Below are 20790 nucleotides of genomic sequence, written 5' to 3'. Positions count from 1 at the left end.
TTGACTTACTGACGGCCTTCGCCGTGCCCGAGCACGACGTACTTCAGCGACGTCAGCCCTTCCAGGCCGACGGGGCCGCGTGCGTGCAGCTTGTCGTTCGAGATGCCGATTTCCGCGCCCAGGCCGAATTCGAAGCCATCCGCGAAGCGCGTCGACGCGTTGACCATCACGCTCGCCGAATCGACTTCGCGCAGGAACCGCATCGCGCGGTCGTGATCCTCGGTGACGATCGCATCCGTGTGATGCGAGCCGTAATGGTTGATGTGCTCGATCGCGGCGTCGAGGCCGTCGACGACCTTGATCGCGAGCACCGGCGCCAGATATTCGGTGTGCCAGTCTTCCTCGGTCGCGTCGACGAGCGGGCCGACGCCCGCATCGGCGAGCACCGCGCGCGCGGCCGCGTCGACGCGCAGTTCGACCTGCTTGCCGCGATACAGCTTGCCGAGCGGCGGCAGCAGCTTCGCGGCGATGCCGCTCGCGACGAGCAGCGTCTCCATCGTGTTGCAGGTGCCGTAGCGGTGCGTCTTCGCGTTGTCGCAGACGATCAGCGCCTTGTCGAGATCGGCGCGATCGTCGACGTACACGTGGCAGATGCCGTCGAGGTGCTTGATCATCGGCACGCGCGCCTCGTTGATCAGTCGTTCGATCAGGCTCTTGCCGCCGCGCGGCACGATCACGTCGACGTACTCGGTCATCGTGATCAGCTTGCCGACCGCCGCGCGATCGGCCGTCGCGACGACCTGCACCGCGTCCTGCGGAAGGCCTGCCGCCTCGAGCCCTTCGCCGATCAGCTTCGCCAGCGCCGCGTTCGACTCGAGCGCTTCGGAGCCGCCGCGCAGGATCGTCGCGTTGCCCGACTTCAGGCACAGCGCGGCCGCGTCGATCGTCACGTTCGGGCGCGACTCGTAGATGATGCCGATCACGCCGAGCGGCACGCGCATCTGGCCGACCTGGATCCCGCTCGGGCGGAACTTCAGGTTGCCGATCTCGCCGATCGGATCGGCCAGCGACGCGACCTGGCGCAGCCCTTCGACCATCGTCTTCAACGCTTTGTCCGACAGCGTCAGGCGGTCGACGAACGCCGCATCGAGCCCTTTTTCGCGAGCGCGGGCGACATCGCGTGCATTCGCGTCCTTCAGCGCCTGCGCGTCGCGTTCGATCGCGCGGGCCACGGCGTCGAGCGCCGCGTTCTTCGCGGCCGTGCTGGCGCGCGCCATCGCGCGGGAAGCGTGCCGGGCGCGACGGCCCAGGTCGGTCATGTACTGATCGATATCCATCGTGTGACTCGAGAAGCGAGCCGCGCGAAGCGGCATGAATTCGTGGGGGAAGCGGGACGGCCATCCGGCTATCCGGGGATGACCACCCGAGCGGGGTAGCGGCCGCGAAACCGCGCCGCGCAGGGCGGCGCCCCGGTCATCGACGCATTGTAAGCGGGTTGCGCAGCGCGCGCTGAAGGCCCGAACGGGACTTAGCGTCGCACGCGACCCGCGGTCGGCGGTCGCTCGCCGCGGGCGCCCGCGACCGTCATCGCGAGCTGGAACAGCCCGTCCCACGGGTCGGGCGGCGGTTCGTCCTGCGTGCGGCGGCCCGGCGTGACGGCGGTGAGCCCCTTGACCTGCCGGTCGAGCTTCGCGGCGAACGCGAGCGCCTTTTCGAGCACCGCTTCCGACACGCGGTTCAGCGCGGGCGCGATCAGCCGCTCGCGCGGCCCCCATACGCGGTTCTCGCGCAGCAGCGTCGCGAGCGGCTTGCCGGCCGTCGTGCCGCGCTTGATCCGCAGCAGCGTGCGCAGTTCCTCGACGACGGCCCACATCACGAGCACGATCGCCTCGCCCTCGCCCTTCAGCCCGTCGATCATCCGCGCGAGCCGCGCGGCGTCGCCGGCGAGCATCGCTTCGTTCAGTTTGAACACGTCGTAGCGCGCGACGTTCAGCACCGCGTCGTGCACCTGCTCGAACGACAGCGCGCCCTGCGGATACAGCAGCCCGAGCTTCTGGATTTCCTGGTGCGCGGCGAGCAGATTGCCCTCGACGCGCTCCGCGATGAACTGCAGCGCACGGCGCCCGTCGTCGCCGGAAGCGACGCGCTGGCCCTGCATCGACAGGCGCTGGCCGATCCAGTTCGGCAGTTGCGCACGGTCGACCGGATCGATCTTCAGCGCGACGCCGCCGTTCTGCAACGCGGTAAACCATGCGGATTTCTGCGTGGCCGCGTCGAGGCGCGGCAACGTGACGAGCATCAGCGCGTCGGGATTGGGCGTGGCCGCGAGCGTCTTCAGCGCGTCGGCGCCTTCCTTGCCGGGCTTGCCCGACGGAATGCGCAGCTCGATCAGTTGGCGCTCGCCGAACAGCGACATCGCCTGGGTCGCGCCGAGCAGCACGCTCCAGTCGAAGCCGCGCTCGACCGTGTGCACCGAACGCTCGGTGAAGCCGGCCGCGCGCGCGGCCGCACGAATGCGGTCGCACGCTTCCTGCGCGAGCAGCGGCTCGTCGCCGTAGACGGTATAGAACCCGGCCAACCCCTTCGCGAGGTGCGGCTCCAGCGCATCAAGTCGCAATTGCATCGCTGCGTGCGCCCGCGATCAGAGCGGCGGCGGCGGCAGCGGCGCGCGCGGCGCCACGCCCGGCACCACGTCCTCCGGCGCCGGCGTCAGCGAGTGGACGATCGCGAGACGCCGCATCAGCTGGTCGACCGCGTCGTTCTGCATGTCGCCGTACAGGATGTCGGCTTCCTGCGCCTTCGCGTTCGTGTACTGGTCGCTGTACGTCATCGCGCGGTTCAGCGCGATCGCGCTCGGCGGGATCAGCACGGTGCCGTCCTTGCTCGTCAGCGTGTAGTTCAGCGTGTAGAACAGCGCGTATTCCTGCGCGGAGCCGTACTTGTTCAGCGTCAGCGTGTTCTGGCCACGCGACTCCCACATGCGCAGCACGGCGTCGGCGTCGTCCGGGGACTTGACGATCTTCGTGTCGCTGCCGGCCTCGACGAGGCGCGTGAGCCGCGCCCCGACGGACGCCGGCGCACCGGCCACGAACAGGTGCTTGAATGCGTAGTCCTGCTGGCCGCGCAGCTGGAAGCCGCATGCCGACAGCATGACCGCGCTGCCGGCGAGCATCAAAAACGATCTGCGGATCACCTTCGCTCCTTCTGGGTACGTCCGACGGCCGGCGGCCGTCAGACGACGATATTCACGAGGCGGCCCGGCACGACGACGATCTTCTTCGCCGGCTTGCCGTCGCTGAATTTCGCGAATGCCTCGTCGGCCACCGCCGCCGCTTCGATCGCGTCGCGGCTCGCGTCCTTCGCGACCTTCAGCGCGCCGCGCACCTTGCCGTTCACCTGCAGCACGAGTTCGATCTCGGCCTGCTCGAGCGCGGCCTCGTCGACCTTCGGCCACGGCGCATCGAGCAGCGGGCCGAATTCGTCCGCGTAGCCGAGCGCCTTCCACAGCTCGAACGTGACGTGCGGGACGACCGGATACAGCACGCGCAGCAGCACGCCGTACGTCTCGCGCAGCACGGCGGGCGTCGCGCCCTTCGCGCCGTCGATCGCGTTCAGCATCTTCATCGCGGCCGACACGACCGTGTTGTACTGCAGGCGCTGGTAGTCGAAATCGGCCTGCTTCAGCACGCTGTAGATTTCGCGGCGCAGCGCCTTGTCGGCGTCGCCGAGCGTCGCTGCGTCGAAACCGGCGCGCGCGGCAAGCGCTTCGCGGTTGCCGGCGCCGAAGCTCCACACGCGGCGCAGGAAGCGGCTCGCGCCCTCGACGCCCGCGCCCGACCATTCGAGCTGCTGCTCGGGCGGCGCCGCGAACATCGTGAACAGGCGCGCGGTATCGGCGCCGTACTGGTCGATCAGCAGTTGCGGATCGACGCCGTTGTTCTTCGACTTCGACATCTTCTCGATGCCGCCGAGCACGACCGGCTGACCGTCCGCATTCAGCGTCGCGCCGACCGGGCGACCCTTGTCGTCGTGCGTGACCGTCACGTCGAGCGGGTTGTACCAGGTCTTCTTGCCCGCCGCGTCCTCGCGGTAGTACGTCTCGTTCAGCACCATCCCCTGCGTGAGCAGGTTCTTCGCCGGCTCGCCGAACTTCACGAGGCCGAGGTCGCGCATCACCTTGGTCCAGAAGCGCGAATACAGCAGGTGCAGGATCGCGTGCTCGATGCCGCCGATGTATTGATCCATCGGCATCCAGTAATCGGTGCGCGCGTCGACCATCGTCTCCGCGTCCGGCGCCGTGTAGCGCGAGAAGTACCACGACGAATCGACGAAGGTGTCCATCGTGTCGGTTTCGCGCTTCGCGGCCGCGCCGCACGTCGGGCACGTGCAGTTCAGGAACGCTTCGGACTTCGCGAGGGGGTTGCCCGAGCCGTCCGGCACGAGGTCTTCCGGCAGCACGACGGGCAGATCCTGCTCCGGCACCGGCACGTCGCCGCACGACGGGCAGTGGATGATCGGGATCGGCGTGCCCCAGTAGCGCTGGCGCGACACGCCCCAGTCGCGCAGACGCCACGTGACCTGCTTGTCACCGAAGCCGCCGGCCTTCAGATCGGCCGCGACCGCGTCGACCGCTTCCGCGTAGCGCAGGCCGTCGTACTTGCCGCTGTTCACGCAGACCGCGGTTTCCTTGTCGCCGTACCACTCCTGCCATGCGTCGAGCGAGTACGTCCGCCCTTCGCTCGCGATCACCTGCCTGATCGGCAGATCGTATTTCTTCGCGAACGCGAAATCGCGCTCGTCGTGGCCCGGCACGCCCATCACCGCGCCTTCGCCATAGCTCATCAGCACGTAGTTGCCGATCCACACCTCGACCGGCTCGCCGGTCAGCGGGTGCTTGACCGAAAAGCCGGTCGCGACGCCCTTCTTCTCCATCGTCGCGACGTCGGCTTCGGCCACGCCGCCGCGCTTGCATTCCTCGATGAACGCGAGCAGTTCCGGCTTGTCCTGCGCGAGGCGCGTGGCGAGCGGGTGCTCGGCCGCGATCGCGCAGAACGTGACGCCCATGATCGTGTCGGCGCGCGTCGTGAACACGCGCAGCAGCTTCTGCTCGCCGTCGAGTTCGTACGGGAAGCCGAAGTTCACGCCGAAGCTCTTCCCGATCCAGTTCTGCTGCATGATCTTCACGCGCTCGGGCCAGCCGAGGCCGTCGAGATCGTTCAGCAGCTCGTCCGCGTACTGCGTGATGCGCAGGTAGTACATCGGGATCTCGCGCTTCTCGACGAGCGCGCCCGAGCGCCAGCCGCGGCCGTCGATCACCTGCTCGTTCGCGAGCACGGTCTGGTCGACCGGGTCCCAGTTCACGGTGCCCGTCTTCTTGTACGCGATGCCCTTCTCGAGCATCTTCAGGAACAGCCACTGGTTCCACTTGTAGTAGTCGGGTTTGCACGTCGCGATTTCGCGCGACCAGTCGATCGCGAGGCCCATCGACTGCATCTGGCCCTTCATGTAGTCGATGTTGTCGTAGGTCCACTTCGCGGGCGGCACGCCGTTCGCCATCGCGGCATTCTCGGCCGGCATCCCGAACGCATCCCAGCCCATCGGCATCAGCGTGTTGTAGCCGTTCATCCGCAGATAGCGGTACATCACGTCGTTGATCGTGTAGTTGCGCACGTGACCCATGTGCAGCTTGCCGGACGGGTACGGCAGCATCGATACGCAGTAGAACTTCGGCTTCTGCGAATCTTCCTTCGTCTTGTAGGCATCGGCTGCGCGCCAGTCGCCCTGGGCGGCGGCTTCGACGTCGGCGGGTACGTATCTCTCGTGCATGGTGTGGTTCGGGCTAGGCTTTAAGCGGCGCGACGGCTCGCGCGCAGGATTGGATCGAAAATCGTGCATGCCCGGCGGCACTGCAGGTTCGCTGTTGCGGGGCCTGTTCGGGGTTTCGGATATTTTCCGGGTTGCCTGGAAAATGCCGGGTTACCTGGAAAAACCTGCCAGCCGGGAAAAACGATGATTATACCGTCAGCGCCGGCCCATCCGGCCGGTCTCGCGGCGCGCGGCCCGATCCCGCGACGGACGCGAACTTGCCTGATGATCCGCCGCGCAGCGGTTCGCCGGCGTATCAGGGTTTCGCGCCGGCGGCGGCCGGTGCGGCGGCGCTCCCGGCCGGCGGCACGTCGGTCACGAAGCCGATCCGCGTGAGGCCTGCGGCCTGCGCGGCGCCCATCACCTGCGCGATCACGTCGTAGCGCGTCGCGCGCGACGCGCGCAGCCGCAACTCGGGCGGCGCGGCGCCCGCGGCGGCGGCCTTGAACCGCGCGGGCAGCGCGTCGAGCGCCACGGGCGCATCGTCCCAGTACAGCTTGCCCGCGTCGTCGATCGACAGCGTGACGGATTGCGGCGTGTCGCGTGCGACGCTCGCCGCGACCTTCGGCAGGTCGAGCCGGATCGCGTGCGTCATCAGCGGCGCGGTGATGATGAAGATGACGAGTAATACGAGCATCACGTCGATCAGCGGCGTCATGTTGATCTCCGCCATCGGCGCGGACGTCTTGTGGTGCTCAAGCCCGCCGAATGCCATGGTCGTTCCTCCGGAGCCGGCGCGTCAGGCGCCCTGCGCGCACACGAAGACGTGCAGATCGCGCGCGAAGCCGTCGAGTTCCTCGGTGAGCTGCCGGACGAGCCGGCCGAGGATGTTGTACGCGAGCACCGCGGGAATCGCGACGACCAGCCCGAACGCGGTCATGATCAGCGCCTCGCCGACCGGCCCCGCGACGTTCTCGATCTGCGCCTGCCCGCTCGCGGCGATGCTGCCGAGCGCGTGATAGATGCCCCACACGGTGCCGAGCAGCCCGACGAACGGCGCGGTGCTGCCGATCGACGCGAGCAGCACCTGGCCGAATTCGAGGCGCCGCTGCGAGCGCAGCATCGCATGACGCAACGCGCGCAGCACGCGTTCGCCGCGCTCCACGCGCGCGGCCATGGCGGCGGGATCGTGCTCGTCGGCCGCGTCGCGCGCGGCTTCGGCGAGCGGCACGAACACGCGCTCGCGATCGGCGCCGGCCAGCGCCGCGATGCCGGCGTCGAGCGTCGGCGCGCGCCAGAACGCGGCGAGCGCGCGCGGCCCCTGCCGCTTCGCGCGAACCAGCAGCCAGGCTTTCATCAAGAGGAAGCACCAGCTGGCGACGGACATCGCCAGCAGCACATAGGAGACGGCGTGCGTGATCGCATCGCCGCTTTCGAGGTAGTGGACAACGCCGGTGGGAATCGCCATCGGAGTTTCCCCGTGAAGGTCAGCGCAGGCCGAGCACGTCCTGCATGTCGAACAGGCCGGCGCGACGCGCCGACAGGAAGCGGACCGCACGCAACGCGCCCTGCGCGTACGACACGCGGCTCGACGACTTGTGCGTGATCTCGATGCGCTCGCCGATCCCGGCGAACAGCACGGTGTGGTCGCCGACGATATCGCCGCCGCGCACCGCGGCAAAGCCGATCGACGACGGATCGCGCTCGCCGGTCACGCCATGGCGGCCGTACACCGCGCAGTCGTCGAGCGAGCGGCCGAGCGCGCCGGCGACGGCCTCGCCCATCATCAGCGCGGTGCCCGACGGCGCGTCGACCTTGTGGCGGTGATGCGCCTCGATGATCTCGATGTCGTAGCCGTGCGAGAAATGCCGCGCCGCGAATTCGAGCAGCTTCAGCGTGACGTTCACGCCGACGCTCATGTTCGCCGCGAACACGATGCCGATCTTGCCGGCCGCGGCCTGCAATTCGGCCTTCTGCTCGGCGCTGAAGCCGGTCGTGCCGATCACGAGCTTCACGTCGTGGCGCAGCGCGGCCTCGATGTGGGCCATCGTGCCTTCCGGACGCGTGAAATCGATCAGATAGTCGGCCTGCGCGAACACGGCGTCGAGATCGTCGGTCAGCTTGACGCCGGTGTCCTTGCCGAGGAACGCACCGGCGTCCTGGCCGAGGAACGGCGAACCGGCGCGGTCGAGCGCGCCGACGAGCTGCGCGTCGGCATCGTTGAGAACGGCTTCGATCAGCATCCGGCCCATTCGGCCCGATGCGCCGGCAATCGCAATCTTCATGGCTTTCTACACGACAGGTCTAAAGGCGGGCGGCGCATGCCGCCCCGTTTCCGCACGCCGGCCGCTTACTGCGCCGGTGCGGTGAGCGGCTGGTTCTGCAGGTTGTCCGAGCCTTGCGGGCCGACCGGCGGCGACGCCTCGTTCGACACGTTCGGCTGCGGCGGACGATGGAACTGGAACTGCGGCTGGATCGCCGGCGCGGCGCCCGGCGGCTGGCCGCCCGGCACCGGCGCGCCGCCCGAGGCCTGCGCGGCCGGCGTGAACCGGCGCGAACCCGAACCCTGCCCCGACACCTGGTTGGTCGCGCGGTTCGCCGCGCGCGCCGCCTGGGCGTTCGCATCCTGGTCGACCACTGCGCCGGACGCCGGCTCGGCGGCCGGGCTCGCCGCGGCGGCAGCCTGCGCGGCGCTCGCGGCGGCAGCGGCTTCGGACGCCTTCTTCGCCGCGGCAGCGGCCTTCGCCTTCTTGCCGCCGCGGTCACCGTCGATGTCGGCGAGCAGGTCGAGTTCGGACGGCAGGTTGTCGGCGCCGGTCCAGCTCGCCAGGCGATCGCCCGAGAAGTTGACCACGAGGTCGCGCTGCTGGACGATCGACGTCGAGCCGCGCTTGAAGTAGAAGAGGTAATCCCAGCGATCCGCGTGGAACATGTCCGCGAGCAGCGGCGTGCCGAGCAGCGCGCGGACTTGCTCGCGCGTCATGCCGACCTGCAACTGTGCGGCTTTCTCCTGCGACACGAAGTTGCCCTGCACGACGGTGATCCGATACGGCGTGATGCTCTGCGCAATGCGCTGCGTCACGCTGTCGTACGACGAACAACCCGCCAGCGCGACAACGGCGGCGGCAGCGATGATGGCACTCCGCATGCGACTCCTCTGAAAGTGCGAAAGCGATTCTGGGATCATTTCCTTCACCGTGCTGGCCCGCGTGCAGGCCGCGCGTATATCTGGAACGGCGAAAAGCCGGTAACATTGAAGCCCTGCATTGTACTCTAGGGATGCCTAGCCATGACCAATCCGACGGATCTCAAGAATATCGGGCTAAAGGCCACCCTACCGCGCCTCAAGATTCTCGAAATCTTCCAGCAGAGCCCCGTGCGCCACCTGACGGCCGAAGACGTCTACCGCAACCTGCTCAACGAGCAGCTCGACATCGGGCTTGCCACCGTCTATCGCGTGCTCACGCAATTCGAGCAGGCCGGCCTGCTGTCGCGCAGCAACTTCGAATCCGGCAAGGCGGTGTTCGAGCTGAACGAAGGTTCGCACCACGACCACCTCGTGTGCCTCGATTGCGGCCGCGTCGAGGAATTCTTCGACGCCGAGATCGAGAGCCGCCAGCAGGCGATCGCGAAGGAGCGCGGCTTCCGGCTCCAGGAGCACTCGCTCGCGATGTACGGTTCGTGCACGACCGAGAACTGCCCGCACCGCAAGCACTGAAGCGCGTCCCACCCGCATACGACACGGCCCGGCCGGCATCTCGCCGCCCGGGCCGTGTGCTTTTTCGGCGCGCGTGCCGCGCGCCCGGCACGCTTACGAAAGCCCTTCGGCGCCCGCGCAGGCCGGCTCGAAATCGAGCGCCCACGCGCGTTCCAGCGGGATCTCGTCGCAGTTCGGCTGCGGCCCGCCGCGATCGACGATCACGAAATCGCTGACCGCATCGAGCGCGAGCAGCGGATGGTGCCAGACGCCCTTCGCATAATTGACGCCCTGCCAGCCCTCGGCCAGGAACGCGCGCATCGCATCGGGCCGGAATTCGCCGGCCGGCGCGACGACGATCGCGTAGCGCGACACCGCCGCGAGCGGGATGAACGCCTGGCTGCCGTGCGGATGACGCTCCATCAGCGTGACCGCGACCGGCAACGCGCGCGGCTGCGCGCGAAACACGCTGACGAGCGGCCGGCCGCCGTCCGCGCACACGTCGATCGTCGCGAGATCGTGAAAGCGCTCGGTCGTGCCGCCGTTGATCGGGAAATGCCGTGCGCCTTCGAGCGCGATCACGTCGCCGAACGGCGCGAACGCTTCGCGGGTCAGGCGCTCGACGCGCAGGATCGGGGTTGCGCTCATGCAGCTGCCCTCCTTCAAGCCGGCTCGCCCCACAGACGCAGGCGCGACACGCCGCCGTCCGGGAAGATGTTGAAGCGCACGTGCGTGACGGGGCCGAGCGCCGCGAGCCGGTCGAACGTGTGTACGTGATCCATCTGCAGCTTCTGCTCGCCGAGCAGTTCGGCCCAGAACATCGCCTGCGTGACGAGCGAATCGTCGGTGCCGCCCGTCACGTGCGCGGCCTGCAGCGAGCAGCGGTCGGGGAAATTGCCCTTGAAGAACGCCGTATCGACCTCCACGCGCCGGATGATGCCCGGCCGCGCCAGCGCGACGATCGCCCAGTCGTTGCCGGGCTCGCGGCGCCGCCGCGTTTCCCAGCCGTCGCCCATGTTCGCGCCGCGCCCCGGCATCAGCATCTGCGACGCCGGGCCGAAGTGCTGGTTGTTCGCGGCCACGAGATAGCCGCCGTTCTCGATCGCCGCGAGATCGACGAGCTCGCCCGCCGGCACGCGGCGCCAGTCGCGCTGCGGCTGGCCATACACGCGCAGCCGCGCGAGGCCGCCGTCCGGATACAGGTTCACGCGCAGATGCGTGACCGGCCGTGCATCGTCGACGCTCACGTAGTGATGCGAATTGCCCTGCAGCGTCGTCGCGGGGACGATCGTGCGCCATTCGGCGTCGTCCGGCGGCGTGTCGCCGTCCACCGCGCAGGCCTCGATCGACGCGGCCGGCGGAAAGTTGCCGGTGAAGTGGCTCGTATCGAGATCGACGCCGTGGATCACGCCCGGCCGCGCGAGCCGCACCACGCAGAAGTCGTGGCCGGTCGTGCGCTTGCGACGCGTTTCCCAGCCGTCCATCCACTTGCCGTGATCGTCGTACTTGCCAGGAATGAACACGGCCGGCTCTGGATCGAGCATGCGCTCCTTCGGCGCGAAGAATTCGTCGCTGGCGAAGAGCGCCTGCGCGCCCAGGCGCGGGTCGGCGAGATTCATGTAGCGCCGCGTGAAAGCCGGCGCGTTCGGATCAAGGATGGGGGCTGCCATGTCGTCTCCATTATTTCGAGAAGCGCCGGCGCGTCGGCGCGCCGGTCGCATGAAGTCCGGTTGCACGGTGCGGCCAGGGGAAGCCGTGCCGCGCGGGAGTCGGGTTCAGAGCGCGTGGGCCTGGTCGCCTGCGACCGGTGCGGCGGCGCCCGGCACATCGGCCACGTAGCGCAGCTCGCGGTTCAGCACGCGCGTCGCGCGGGCACGGTCGATGTCGTTCTCCCACACCGCGACCACCACCGTCGCGACGCAGTTGCCGATCAGGTTGGTCAGCGCACGGGCGATGCCGACGAACCAGTCGACCGGCAGGATCAGCACGAGGCCGAGCACCGGAATGGCGGGAATCGCCGACAGCGTCGCCGCGAGAATCACGATCGCCGAGCCGGGGATCCCGTGCGCGCCCTTCGACGTGACGAGCGACACGAGCAGCACGACGATCAGGTCGTGCGTCGACAGCGGCGTGTTGGTGGCCTGCGCGATGAACAGCACGGCGAGCGTCAGGTAGATCGAGAAGCCGTCGAGGTTGAACGAATAGCCGGTCGGAATCACGAGGCCGACCGTCGAATCCTTGATGCCCATGTATTCGAGCTTGCTCATCACCTGCGGCAGCACCGCGTCCGACGACGCCGTGCCGAGCACGATCGACAGTTCCTCGCGCAGGTAGCGGATCAGCTTGAACACCGAGAAGCCCGCGAGCCGCATCACCACGCCGAGCACGACGGTGACGAACACGAAGCAGCTCAGGTAGAACACCGCGACCAGGTAGCCGAGCTGCTTGAGCGACGCGACGCCGTACTTGCCGGTCGTGAACGCGATCGCGCCGAGCACGCCGAGCGGCGCGAGCTTGATGATGAAGCCGATGATCTTGAAGAACACGTGCGACAGCTCCTCGATCAGGCTGTTCACGCGCTGCGCCTTGTCGCCGAGCAGCGACAGCGCGGAGCCGAACAGCACCGCGAACACGAGGATCTGCAGGATGTCGCCCTTCGCGAACGCGTCGATCGCGGTCTCGGGGATGATCTTCATCAGGTAGCCGGCCGTGTCCTTCAGGCTTTCGGCGTTCTTCGCGTACGTCGACAGCGACGCCGCGTCGAGCGAGCGCAGGTCGATGTTCATCCCGACGCCCGGGCGCGTGAGCCACGCGAGCACGAGCCCGATGCCGAGCGCGAGCGTCGTCATCACCTCGAAGTAGACGACGGCCTTCAGGCCGACCCGGCCGACCTTCTTCAGGTCGCCCGCATTGGCCATCCCGCTGACCACGACGCAGAACACGATCGGGCCGATGACCATCTTGATGAGCTTCAGGAAGCCGTCGCCGAGCGGACGCAGCGACTCGGCGAAATGCGGGAAGAACGCGCCGAGCGCGACCCCGAGTATCAATGCGACGACTACCCGGCCAAACAGCGAATTAAGGAATTTCGACACGGCGCTCTCCCGATCCAACGGTTGCAGTTTCGTCTGTTCATACTGGTAAGACCAGTGATGTTATGGTGGATAGTAGGAAGCCGATATAGTGGCGTCAAGGACGGACAAAATAGGGATTTCCCGCCCCTGCGCACGCGCTTGCGGCGCGTCGGAAAGGGGGCGGATCGTGGCTTTCCCGTAGGCGGTCGTGCACCGCCTGCGTGCGGATTACAATGCCGGTCAGACCGGCCATCGTTCACACCATGAAAAATGTTCCGCATACCGTGACCGACACCGCCATCGCGACGATCCGCGACCGGATCGAGGCAGGCGTGTATCCGGTCGGCAGCCTGCTGCCGGCCCAGCGCCAGCTCTCCGAGGAGCTGGAGATCAGCCGCGCGTCGCTGCGCGAGGCGTTGTCGACGCTCGAGGCGCTCGGGATGCTGCGCATCCGCGCGGGCAAGGGCGTGTACGTCGAAAGCGCGCAGGCGTCGGCCGCGCATCCGTGGCGATTCGCCGAGCAGTCGTCGCCGCCCGATACGTACCAGATGCGCTATGCACTCGAAGGCTTCGCCGCGCGGATGGCCGCGCGCGTCGTCAGCGACGAAGACATCGCATGGTTCGAGGACAACCTCGCCGACCTGCACGTCGCGCTGACCGAAAGCGCGCTCGACGAGGCATCGCGGCTCGACTTCGACTTCCACATGCGGATCATCCATCTGGCCGGCAACGCGGCGATCGAGTCGATCCTGCGCAGCAGCGCGGACATCATGAAGGAAAGCCAGCGCATGCCGTTCTACCGGCGCGAGCTGCTGCTGTCGACGTGGCATGAGCACCGCGCAATCGTCGACGCGCTGATCGCGCGCGACGCGGCCGCCGCCGGCGCCGCGATCGAAACGCACATCGCGAACGCCGCGCAGCGCGCGGGCGTCTTCTTCCCGACGCCGGGCGCGTAATCCTTCGGCACGACACCCGACGAAAAAGGCACGCGCCGCGCATCGCGAGCGTGCCTTTTTGCCAAGCGCGCCGCTGCCGGCGCGACGCGCTAACGCCGCACCGTCACGCGGCCTCGTTCGCGAAATCGATCAGCACCTTCATCGCACGCTGGCGATCGCCGGCCAGTTCGAACGCGAGGTTCGCGTCGCGCATCGGGAACACGCGCGTGACGGCCGGCCGCAGGTCGACGCGCCCCGCGTTGATCAGCTGCACCGCGAGCGCGAATTCCGCGTGGAAGCGGAACGAGCCGCAGATCGACAGCTCCTTCGCGACCACGACGTTCTGCGGCAGGCTCACGTCGCCGCCGAGCCCGAGCTGCACGACGACGCCGCGCGGCCGCATCACGTCGAGCCCGTCGCGCAACGCGCGCGCATTGCCCGAACACTCGATCATCACGTCGAACGTGCCCTTGTCGGCGCCGTAGCGCTCGACCCAGCCGGCATCGGCCGCCGCATTGATCGTGCGGTCCGCGCCGAGCGCGCGCGCCACGTCCAGCGGCGCGTCGACGACATCGGTCGCGACGATCTCCGCCGCGCCGTGCACGCGCGCGGCCGCGACCGCCAGCACGCCGATCGGACCGCAACCCGACACGAGCACGCGCTTGCCGATCAGCGGGCCCGCGCGCGATACCGCATGCAGCCCGACCGCGAACGGCTCGGCCAGCGCCGCGAGCGACAGCGGCACGTGGTCCGCCACCTTCACGCATTGCACCGCGTCGCACACGAGCGCGTTGCGGAACGCGCCCTGCACGTGCGGCATCCGCATCGCGCTGCCGTAGAAGCGCATGTCGAGACACTGGTTCGGCAACCCTTCGAGACAGTAGCGGCACGCGCCGCACGGCCGGCTCGGATTGACCGCGACACGATCGCCGACCTGCACCGACGTCACGTCCGGCGCCACTTCCGCGACCGTGCCGGCGACCTCGTGGCCGAGCACCATCGGCTGCTGCAGCCGGATCGCGCCGAAGCCGCCATGCCGGAAATAATGCAGGTCGGAGCCGCAGATGCCGCCCATCGCGACGTCGACGCGCACCTGGCCCGGGCCGATCTCGCCCGCGTCCTGCTCCTCGACCCGCAGGTCGTTCGGCCCGTGGATCACCACACACATGCAACGCATACGCACGACATTCTCCTTGTCAGACGGCACTCGTCAGCCCGCCGTCGACGAACAGCGTCTGCCCGTTCACGAAATCGGATGCGGCCGATGCGAGGAAGATCGCCGCGCCGCACAGCTCGTCGACCTGCCCCCAGCGGCCGGCCGGCGTGCGCTTGCATAGCCAGTCCGAAAACGCCGCGTCGTCGACCAGCGCGCGATTCAGCTCGGTTTCGAAATAGCCGGGCGCGAGGCCGTTCGCCTGGATGCCGTGGCGCGCCCAGTCGGCGCACATCCCTTTGGTCAGCATCCGCACCGCGCCCTTGGTCGCCGCATACGGCGCGATCGTCGGCCGCGCGAGCTCGCTCTGCACCGAGCAGATGTTGATGATCTTGCCGCGGCCGCGCGCGATCATGTGTCGCGCAACGGCCTGCGCGACGTTGAACACGCCGTCGAGGTTCACGCGCATCAGCGCGTGCCAGTCGTCCGGTTCGAATGCGTCGAGCGGCGCGCGGCGCTGGATGCCCGCGTTGTTCACGAGAATGTCGATCGCGCCGACGCGCGCCTCGAAATCGTCGACCGCCGCACGCACCTGCGCATGCTCGGCCACGTCGAACACCGCATGGTCGGCCGCGAAGCCTTCGTCGCGGAACCGGCGCGCGAGCGTCGCGGCCTTCTCTTCATTGCGATCGTTGATGACGATCGCCGCGCCCGCTTCCGCGAGCCCGCGGGCGAGCGTCAGCCCGATCCCGCGGCCGGAACCGGTAATCAGCGCACGGCGGCCGTCGAGGCGGAACCGGTCAAGCGCGTGAGTCATGGATGTCTCCTCGTGCCAGTCGCGCCGGCCGCCCATCGCGGCCGGTCTCGCGTTGACGGTATCTTCGGCCGCCGGCCGGGTCCGTGCCAATGGTCTTTTTTGATTCCGTTATCATGAAAATTGATTACCGCCTCCCTGATGCCCGCCGCCCATGGAACTCAAGCAATTGCGCGCCTTCGTCACGCTCGCGGAAGAACTGCATTTCGGGCGCGCCGCGCAGCGCCTGTGTATCGTGCAGCCGGCGCTGAGCATGCAGATCAAGGCGCTCGAGGCCGAACTCGGCGCGCGCCTGTTCGAGCGCGACCGGCACAAGGTCGAGCTGAGCGACACGGGGCGCGTGTTCCTGCCCGAAGCGCGGGCGACGCTGCAGCAGGCCGCGCGCGCGGAACAGATGGCGCGGCTGTCGAGCCGCGGCGAAATCGGCACGCTACGCGTCGCGTTCGTGTCGTCGGTGTTGCCGGCGCTGTTACCGGCCGTGCTGCGCACGATGCGCGAGCGCTATCCGCTGATCGCGCTCGAACTGAAGGACATGCCGACGCCCGACCAGGTCGTCGCGCTGCGCGACCGGCGGATCGACTTCGGGATGATCCGGCTGCCGGCCGCGTATGCGGGCATCGACACGCGCGTGGTGCTCGAGGAAGGGTTCGTCGTCGCGCTGCCGCTCGGCCATCCGCTCGCCGCGCACGACGCGATCGCGCCGGCCGCGTTGCGCGGCCACCCCGCGTTCGTGCTCGCGCGCCGCTACGCGCCCGGCTTTCACGACGACATGCTGCTCGCGCTGAGCCGCGCGGGCACGACGCTCGAGATCGCGCAGGAGTTCGGCGAATTCACGACGATGCTCGCACTCGTCGCGGCGGGAATGGGGATCGGGCTGATCCCGGCGCAGGCCGCGAGCGCGCTGCCGCCGAACGTGCTCGCGCGGCCGCTCGACCTGGCCGGTCACCGCAGCGGTATCGGCCTCGCGTGGAGCGATCTCGAGAGCCCGCTCAAGCGCGCGTTCATCGAAGCGATCGAGCACGTGACGGCGAACGCCGGGCAATAAAAAACCCGGCCGGAACACTCCAGGCCGGGTTCGTTCGCCACGCGGGCCGCCTTACAACGGCCGCGCGACGTGCAGGATTACTTCGCGTTCGCGAATGCGATCGCCGTATCGAGCATGCGGTTCGAGAAACCCCACTCGTTGTCATACCAGCTCGACACCTTCACGAGACGGCCCGACACCTTGGTCAGCGTCGCGTCGAACGTCGACGAAGCCGGGTTGTGGTTGAAGTCGATCGACACCAGCGGTGCGTCGTTGTAGCCGAGGATGCCATTCAGCGCGCCTTCCGACGCTTCCTTCATGATCGCGTTGACTTCCTCGACCGTCGTGTCGCGCTTCGCGATGAACGACAGGTCGACGATCGACACGTTGATCGTCGGGACGCGGATCGCGTAGCCGTCGAGCTTGCCGTTCAGTTCCGGCAGCACGAGGCCGACGGCCGAAGCAGCGCCCGTCTTCGTCGGGATCTGGCTGTGCGTGGCCGAGCGCGCGCGGCGCAGGTCTTCGTGATAGACGTCCGTCAGCACCTGGTCGTTCGTGTACGCGTGGATCGTCGTCATCAGGCCGGTTTCGAGGCCGATCTTGTCGTTCAGCGGCTTGACGAGCGGCGCGAGGCAGTTCGTCGTGCACGATGCGTTCGAGATGACCGTGTGCTCGGCCTTCAGCACGTCGTGGTTCACGCCGTAGACGATCGTCGCGTCGACGTCCTTGCCGCCCGGCGCCGAGATGATCACCTTCTTCGCGCCGCCCTTCAGGTGCGCGCTCGCCTTTTCCTTCGTCGTGAAGAAGCCCGTGCATTCCATCACGACGTCGACGCCCAGCTCGCCCCACGGCAGTTCGGCCGGGTTGCGGTTCGCCAGCACGCGGATCTTGTCGCCGTTCACGACGAGGTAGTCGCCGTCGACCGACACTTCGCCCGGGAACTTGCCGTGCGCGGTGTCGTACTGGGTCAGGTGCGCGTTGGTCTTCGCATCGCCCAGGTCGTTGATCGCGACGATCTCGAGATCGTGCTTCTTGCCGTTTTCATAGAACGCGCGCAGCGTGTTGCGGCCGATACGGCCGTAGCCGTTGATTGCGACGCGAATCGTCATGGTTATCTCCTGATGGCTGAAAAAATTCGTTTCGTGCAGCTTCACGGTGCGACGCACGCAACGGGCGGCGCGCGTCGCACATATGCTTTTAGGCCAGCACGGCCTTGGCCGTCTCGACGACGTGCTCGACGGTGAAGCCGAAGTACTTGAACAGCACGCCGGCCGGCGCCGATTCGCCGAACGTGTCGATCCCGACGACGCCGCCCTCGAGGCCGACGTACTTGTGCCAGAAGCTCGTCACGCCCGCTTCGATCGCGACGCGGCGCACGCCGTGCGGCAGCACGCGTTCGCGGTATTCGGCGTCCTGGCGGTCGAACACGTTGGTCGACGGCATCGACACGACGCGCGCCGCGATGCCCTGCTGCGCGAGCGGCTCGACGGCCTTCATCGCGAGTTCGACTTCCGAGCCCGTCGCGATCAGGATGATCTTGCGCGCGACGATTTCCTCGTCCCAGTCCTTCAGCACGTAACCGCCCTTCGCGATGTTGGCGATCTGCGCGTCGGAACGCGGGTTGAACGCGAGGTTCTGGCGGCTGAAGATCAGGCTCGACGGGCGGTCGGCGGCGACCGCGTGGGTCCACGCGACGGCCGTCTCGACCGTGTCGGCCGGGCGCCAGACGTCGTGGTTCGGGATCAGGCGCAGGCTCGACACGTGCTCGATCGACTGGTGCGTCGGGCCGTCTTCGCCGAGGCCGATCGAATCGTGCGTGAACACGAAGATCGACGGCACCTTCATCAGCGCGGCCACGCGCAGCGCGTTGCGGCTGTAGTCGGAGAACGTCAGGAACGTGCCGCCGAACGGCTTGTGGCCGCCGTGCAGCGCGAGGCCGTTGATCGCGGCGCTCATGCCGAATTCACGCACGCCGTAGTTAATGTGGTTGCCGAGCAGCACGCCCGCGCCTTCCGGATTCGCGCGCACCGCCTTCGACGCCTTCCAGTTGGTCAGGTTCGAGCCGGTCAGGTCGGCCGAGCCGCCGAGCAGTTCGGGCAGCGCGGCGGCGAGGCCTTCGATCGCCTGCTGCGACGCCTTGCGGGTCGCGACCGTCTCGGCGCGCTCGTTCGCGCCGGCGATGATCGCGGCAGCCTTCTCGGCCCAGTCGGCCGGCAGCTTGTTCGCCATCCGGCGCTCGAATTCGGCGGCTTCCGCCGGGAACTTCGCGCGATAGGCCGCGAACGTCGCGTCCCATTCGGACTCGGCGCGCTTGCCGGCTTCCTTCGCATCCCAGGCCGCATAGACTTCCTGCGGAATCACGAACGGCTCCCAGGTCCAGCCGAGCGCCGCGCGCGTCTTCGCGATTTCTTCCGCGCCGAGCGCCGCGCCGTGCACGTCGTGGCCGCCGGCCTTCGTGGCCGCGCCCTTGCCGATCACCGTCTTGCAGCAGATCAGCGTCGGCTTGTCCGACAGCTTCGCCTTCGCGATGGCCGCGTCGACCGCGTCGACGTCGTGGCCGTTCACGTTCGGGATCACGTTCCAGCCGTATGCCTCGAAGCGCTTCGGCGTGTCGTCGTGGAACCAGTTCACGACGTCGCCGTCGATCGAGATGCCGTTGTCGTCGTACAGCGCGATCAGCTTGTTCAGCTTCAGCGTGCCCGCGAGCGAGCAGGCTTCGTGCGAGATGCCTTCCATCAGGCAGCCGTCGCCGAGGAACACGTACGTGTGGTGATCGACGATCTTCGCGCCGTCACGGTTGAACTCGTCGGCCATCAGCGCTTCGCCGAGCGCCATGCCGACCGCGTTCGCGAGGCCCTGGCCGAGCGGGCCGGTGGTCGTCTCGACGCCCGGCGTGATCCCGTATTCCGGGTGGCCCGGCGTCTTCGAGTGCAGCTGGCGGAAATTCTTCAGCTCTTCGATCGGCAGGTCGTAGCCGGTCAGGTGCAGCAGCGAGTACAGCAGCATCGAGCCATGGCCGTTCGACAGCACGAAGCGGTCGCGGTCGGCCCAGTGCGGGTTCGTCGGGTTGTGCTTCAGATGGCGCGACCACAGCGCGACGCCGATTTCGGCCATGCCCATCGGCATGCCCGGGTGGCCGGAGTTCGCTTGCTGGACGGCGTCCATCGCGAGCGCACGGATCGCGTTGGCCATCAGGGTGGTGGAGGCGGGAGACGAAGTCGTCATGTCGAGTCCGGAGAACGAGTCGAGGAAACGGGGGCACGGCGGCATCCGGAAGCTCGAGCGTCAATCGTTCCCGGCGCGCGGTGCGGCGCCTGACGGACGCGAAGCGGACGGAGCCAACGGACGGGGCTGCAAAGCTCGTCATTTTAACAGATGGGCCGACATTTCCCTTGTCGGCGCGCGGTGTTCCGGCACGGTTTTCCGCCAAGCCGCCCGCCTCCTATAATTCAGGCGTCGGAACTGCCTGCCCCAGCGGCCCGCCCGTGAGCACCACCCTTCTCTTTCACCCGACGCCCGACGCCACCTACGGCTTCCCGAACGCGCGGCGGCTCGCGCGCGTCGCGTCCCCGCACCAGCAGATCGAAGTCTGGGAAACCCCGCAGCTCGGCCGGCTGTTCACGCTGGACGGCCGGCCGATGACGTCGGTCGGCGACGAGTTCGTCTATCACGAGTGCATGACGCACCCGGCCGCGCTCGCGCATCCGTGCCCGAGGAAGGCGCTCGTGCTCGGCGGCGGCGACGGCGGCGCCGCGCGCCAGTTGCTCAAGCACGCGTGCATCGAGCGGATCGTCGTCGCCGAACTCGACGACGAGGTGGTCGGGATGGCCCGCCGCTATCTCGACGACGTGCACCAGGGCGCGCTCGACGACCCGCGCGTCGAGGTCGTGATCGGCGACGCCGCGCATTTCGTCGAGTCGACGGTCGAACATTTCGATCTCGTCGTGTTCGACCTCACGCCGCCCGATTCGCCGGCGGCCGGCCTCTATACGCGTGCGTTCTACGCGCGGCTCAAGCGGATCCTCACGCGCTGCGGCGCGATCTCGATGCATCTCGGCTCGCCGGTGTTCCATGCCGCGCGCATCGCCGCGCTGCTCGACGACCTGCGCGCGAGCTTCGCGGTCGTCGATCCGCTGTCCGCGCACGTGCCGCTGTACGGCTCGCAGTGGCTGATGGCGATCGCGAGCGATACGCTCGATGCGGCCGCGCTGTTCGCGCACGACGTCGACGAACGGCTCGCGGCCCGCCGCGTCGGCGGCTTGCGCTATTACGATGCGCGGCTGCATGCGTCCCTCTTCACCCTGCCCCGCGCGCTGCGCGATACACTGGGCGTTCGCCGCTGAACATC

The 20790-nt window shown here is 68.2% G+C and carries 19 protein-coding genes; 4 read left to right on the top strand and 15 right to left on the bottom strand.

The genetic code is table 11. The annotated features are described in order from the left end of the window. Positions 1-5: 5 nt before the first annotated feature. The 8 genes from QZM72_RS10235 to QZM72_RS10200 form a co-directional block, all read right to left on the bottom strand. Complete coding sequence (locus QZM72_RS10235; RefSeq protein WP_301737998.1) at positions 6-1277, bottom strand: glutamate-5-semialdehyde dehydrogenase; 1272 nt, start codon at positions 1275-1277, stop codon at positions 6-8. Positions 1278-1468: 191 nt separating this feature from the next. Beyond that, on the bottom strand, positions 1469-2563 hold the full coding sequence (gene holA / locus QZM72_RS10230; RefSeq protein WP_089466669.1) for a DNA polymerase III subunit delta: 1095 nt from the start codon (positions 2561-2563) through the stop codon (positions 1469-1471). 18 nt (positions 2564-2581) lie between these two features. Beyond that, on the bottom strand, positions 2582-3133 hold the full coding sequence (gene lptE, locus QZM72_RS10225; protein WP_089466668.1) for an LPS assembly lipoprotein LptE: 552 nt from the start codon (positions 3131-3133) through the stop codon (positions 2582-2584). 38 nt (positions 3134-3171) lie between these two features. Next, positions 3172-5766, bottom strand: a complete 2595-nt coding sequence (gene leuS, locus QZM72_RS10220; RefSeq protein ID WP_301737996.1) for a leucine--tRNA ligase — start codon at positions 5764-5766, stop codon at positions 3172-3174. A 295-nt stretch (positions 5767-6061) separates the two neighbouring features. Then, positions 6062-6520 (bottom strand): biopolymer transporter ExbD, encoded by a 459-nt coding sequence (locus tag QZM72_RS10215; RefSeq protein WP_006496723.1) that lies wholly within the window; start codon positions 6518-6520, stop codon positions 6062-6064. Positions 6521-6544: 24 nt separating this feature from the next. After that, the gene (locus QZM72_RS10210) at positions 6545-7213 is read right to left on the bottom strand and encodes a MotA/TolQ/ExbB proton channel family protein (RefSeq protein WP_089466665.1); all 669 of its coding nucleotides are present in this window, start codon (positions 7211-7213) and stop codon (positions 6545-6547) included. Between the two features lie 19 nt (positions 7214-7232). Further along, the gene (gene dapB, locus QZM72_RS10205; protein WP_301737995.1) at positions 7233-8030 is read right to left on the bottom strand and encodes a 4-hydroxy-tetrahydrodipicolinate reductase; all 798 of its coding nucleotides are present in this window, start codon (positions 8028-8030) and stop codon (positions 7233-7235) included. Between the two features lie 65 nt (positions 8031-8095). Continuing rightward, positions 8096-8893, bottom strand: a complete 798-nt coding sequence (locus QZM72_RS10200) for an outer membrane protein assembly factor BamE (protein WP_089466663.1) — start codon at positions 8891-8893, stop codon at positions 8096-8098. Between the two features lie 141 nt (positions 8894-9034). Here QZM72_RS10200 and fur point away from each other — a divergent pair, with 141 nt between their 5' ends. Next, positions 9035-9463, top strand: a complete 429-nt coding sequence (gene fur, locus QZM72_RS10195) for a ferric iron uptake transcriptional regulator (RefSeq protein WP_006400349.1) — start codon at positions 9035-9037, stop codon at positions 9461-9463. 93 nt (positions 9464-9556) lie between these two features. On the opposite strand, the gene QZM72_RS10190 is transcribed toward fur, so the two are convergent. The 3 genes from QZM72_RS10190 to QZM72_RS10180 form a co-directional block, all read right to left on the bottom strand. Beyond that, positions 9557-10090, bottom strand: a complete 534-nt coding sequence (locus QZM72_RS10190) for an ureidoglycolate lyase (RefSeq protein WP_301737994.1) — start codon at positions 10088-10090, stop codon at positions 9557-9559. Positions 10091-10104: 14 nt separating this feature from the next. Continuing rightward, positions 10105-11112 carry an allantoicase gene (gene alc / locus QZM72_RS10185; protein WP_301737993.1) on the bottom strand — a complete coding sequence of 336 codons (1008 nt, stop codon included), beginning with the start codon at positions 11110-11112 and terminating at the stop codon, positions 10105-10107. Positions 11113-11217: 105 nt separating this feature from the next. Next, positions 11218-12537 carry a C4-dicarboxylate transporter DctA gene (locus tag QZM72_RS10180; protein WP_301737992.1) on the bottom strand — a complete coding sequence of 440 codons (1320 nt, stop codon included), beginning with the start codon at positions 12535-12537 and terminating at the stop codon, positions 11218-11220. Positions 12538-12749: 212 nt separating this feature from the next. Between QZM72_RS10180 and QZM72_RS10175 the strand changes: the two genes are divergently transcribed. Further along, positions 12750-13472 carry a FadR/GntR family transcriptional regulator gene (locus tag QZM72_RS10175; RefSeq protein ID WP_179233367.1) on the top strand — a complete coding sequence of 241 codons (723 nt, stop codon included), beginning with the start codon at positions 12750-12752 and terminating at the stop codon, positions 13470-13472. A 103-nt stretch (positions 13473-13575) separates the two neighbouring features. On the opposite strand, the gene QZM72_RS10170 is transcribed toward QZM72_RS10175, so the two are convergent. Continuing rightward, positions 13576-14634 (bottom strand): L-idonate 5-dehydrogenase, encoded by a 1059-nt coding sequence (locus QZM72_RS10170; protein WP_089467886.1) that lies wholly within the window; start codon positions 14632-14634, stop codon positions 13576-13578. Positions 14635-14647: 13 nt separating this feature from the next. Further along, positions 14648-15421 (bottom strand): SDR family NAD(P)-dependent oxidoreductase, encoded by a 774-nt coding sequence (locus QZM72_RS10165; RefSeq protein WP_089467885.1) that lies wholly within the window; start codon positions 15419-15421, stop codon positions 14648-14650. Positions 15422-15572: 151 nt separating this feature from the next. Here QZM72_RS10165 and QZM72_RS10160 point away from each other — a divergent pair, with 151 nt between their 5' ends. After that, positions 15573-16463 (top strand): LysR family transcriptional regulator, encoded by an 891-nt coding sequence (locus tag QZM72_RS10160; protein WP_089466659.1) that lies wholly within the window; start codon positions 15573-15575, stop codon positions 16461-16463. A 77-nt stretch (positions 16464-16540) separates the two neighbouring features. On the opposite strand, the gene gap is transcribed toward QZM72_RS10160, so the two are convergent. Then, positions 16541-17551, bottom strand: a complete 1011-nt coding sequence (gene gap / locus QZM72_RS10155; RefSeq protein ID WP_089466658.1) for a type I glyceraldehyde-3-phosphate dehydrogenase — start codon at positions 17549-17551, stop codon at positions 16541-16543. 88 nt (positions 17552-17639) lie between these two features. After that, entirely contained in the window at positions 17640-19712 is a 2073-nt protein-coding gene (tkt, locus tag QZM72_RS10150) for a transketolase (protein ID WP_301737990.1), read from the bottom strand. Between the two features lie 215 nt (positions 19713-19927). On the opposite strand from tkt, the gene speE reads away from it, so the two are divergent. Beyond that, positions 19928-20785 carry a polyamine aminopropyltransferase gene (speE, locus tag QZM72_RS10145; RefSeq protein WP_089466656.1) on the top strand — a complete coding sequence of 286 codons (858 nt, stop codon included), beginning with the start codon at positions 19928-19930 and terminating at the stop codon, positions 20783-20785. The last annotated feature ends 5 nt before the right edge of the window (positions 20786-20790 follow it).

It is taken from the genome of Burkholderia sp. AU45388 (genome assembly GCF_030481585.1).
GTDB lineage: Bacteria > Pseudomonadota > Gammaproteobacteria > Burkholderiales > Burkholderiaceae > Burkholderia > Burkholderia sola.
This window is presented reverse-complemented; position numbering and strand designations above follow the sequence as displayed.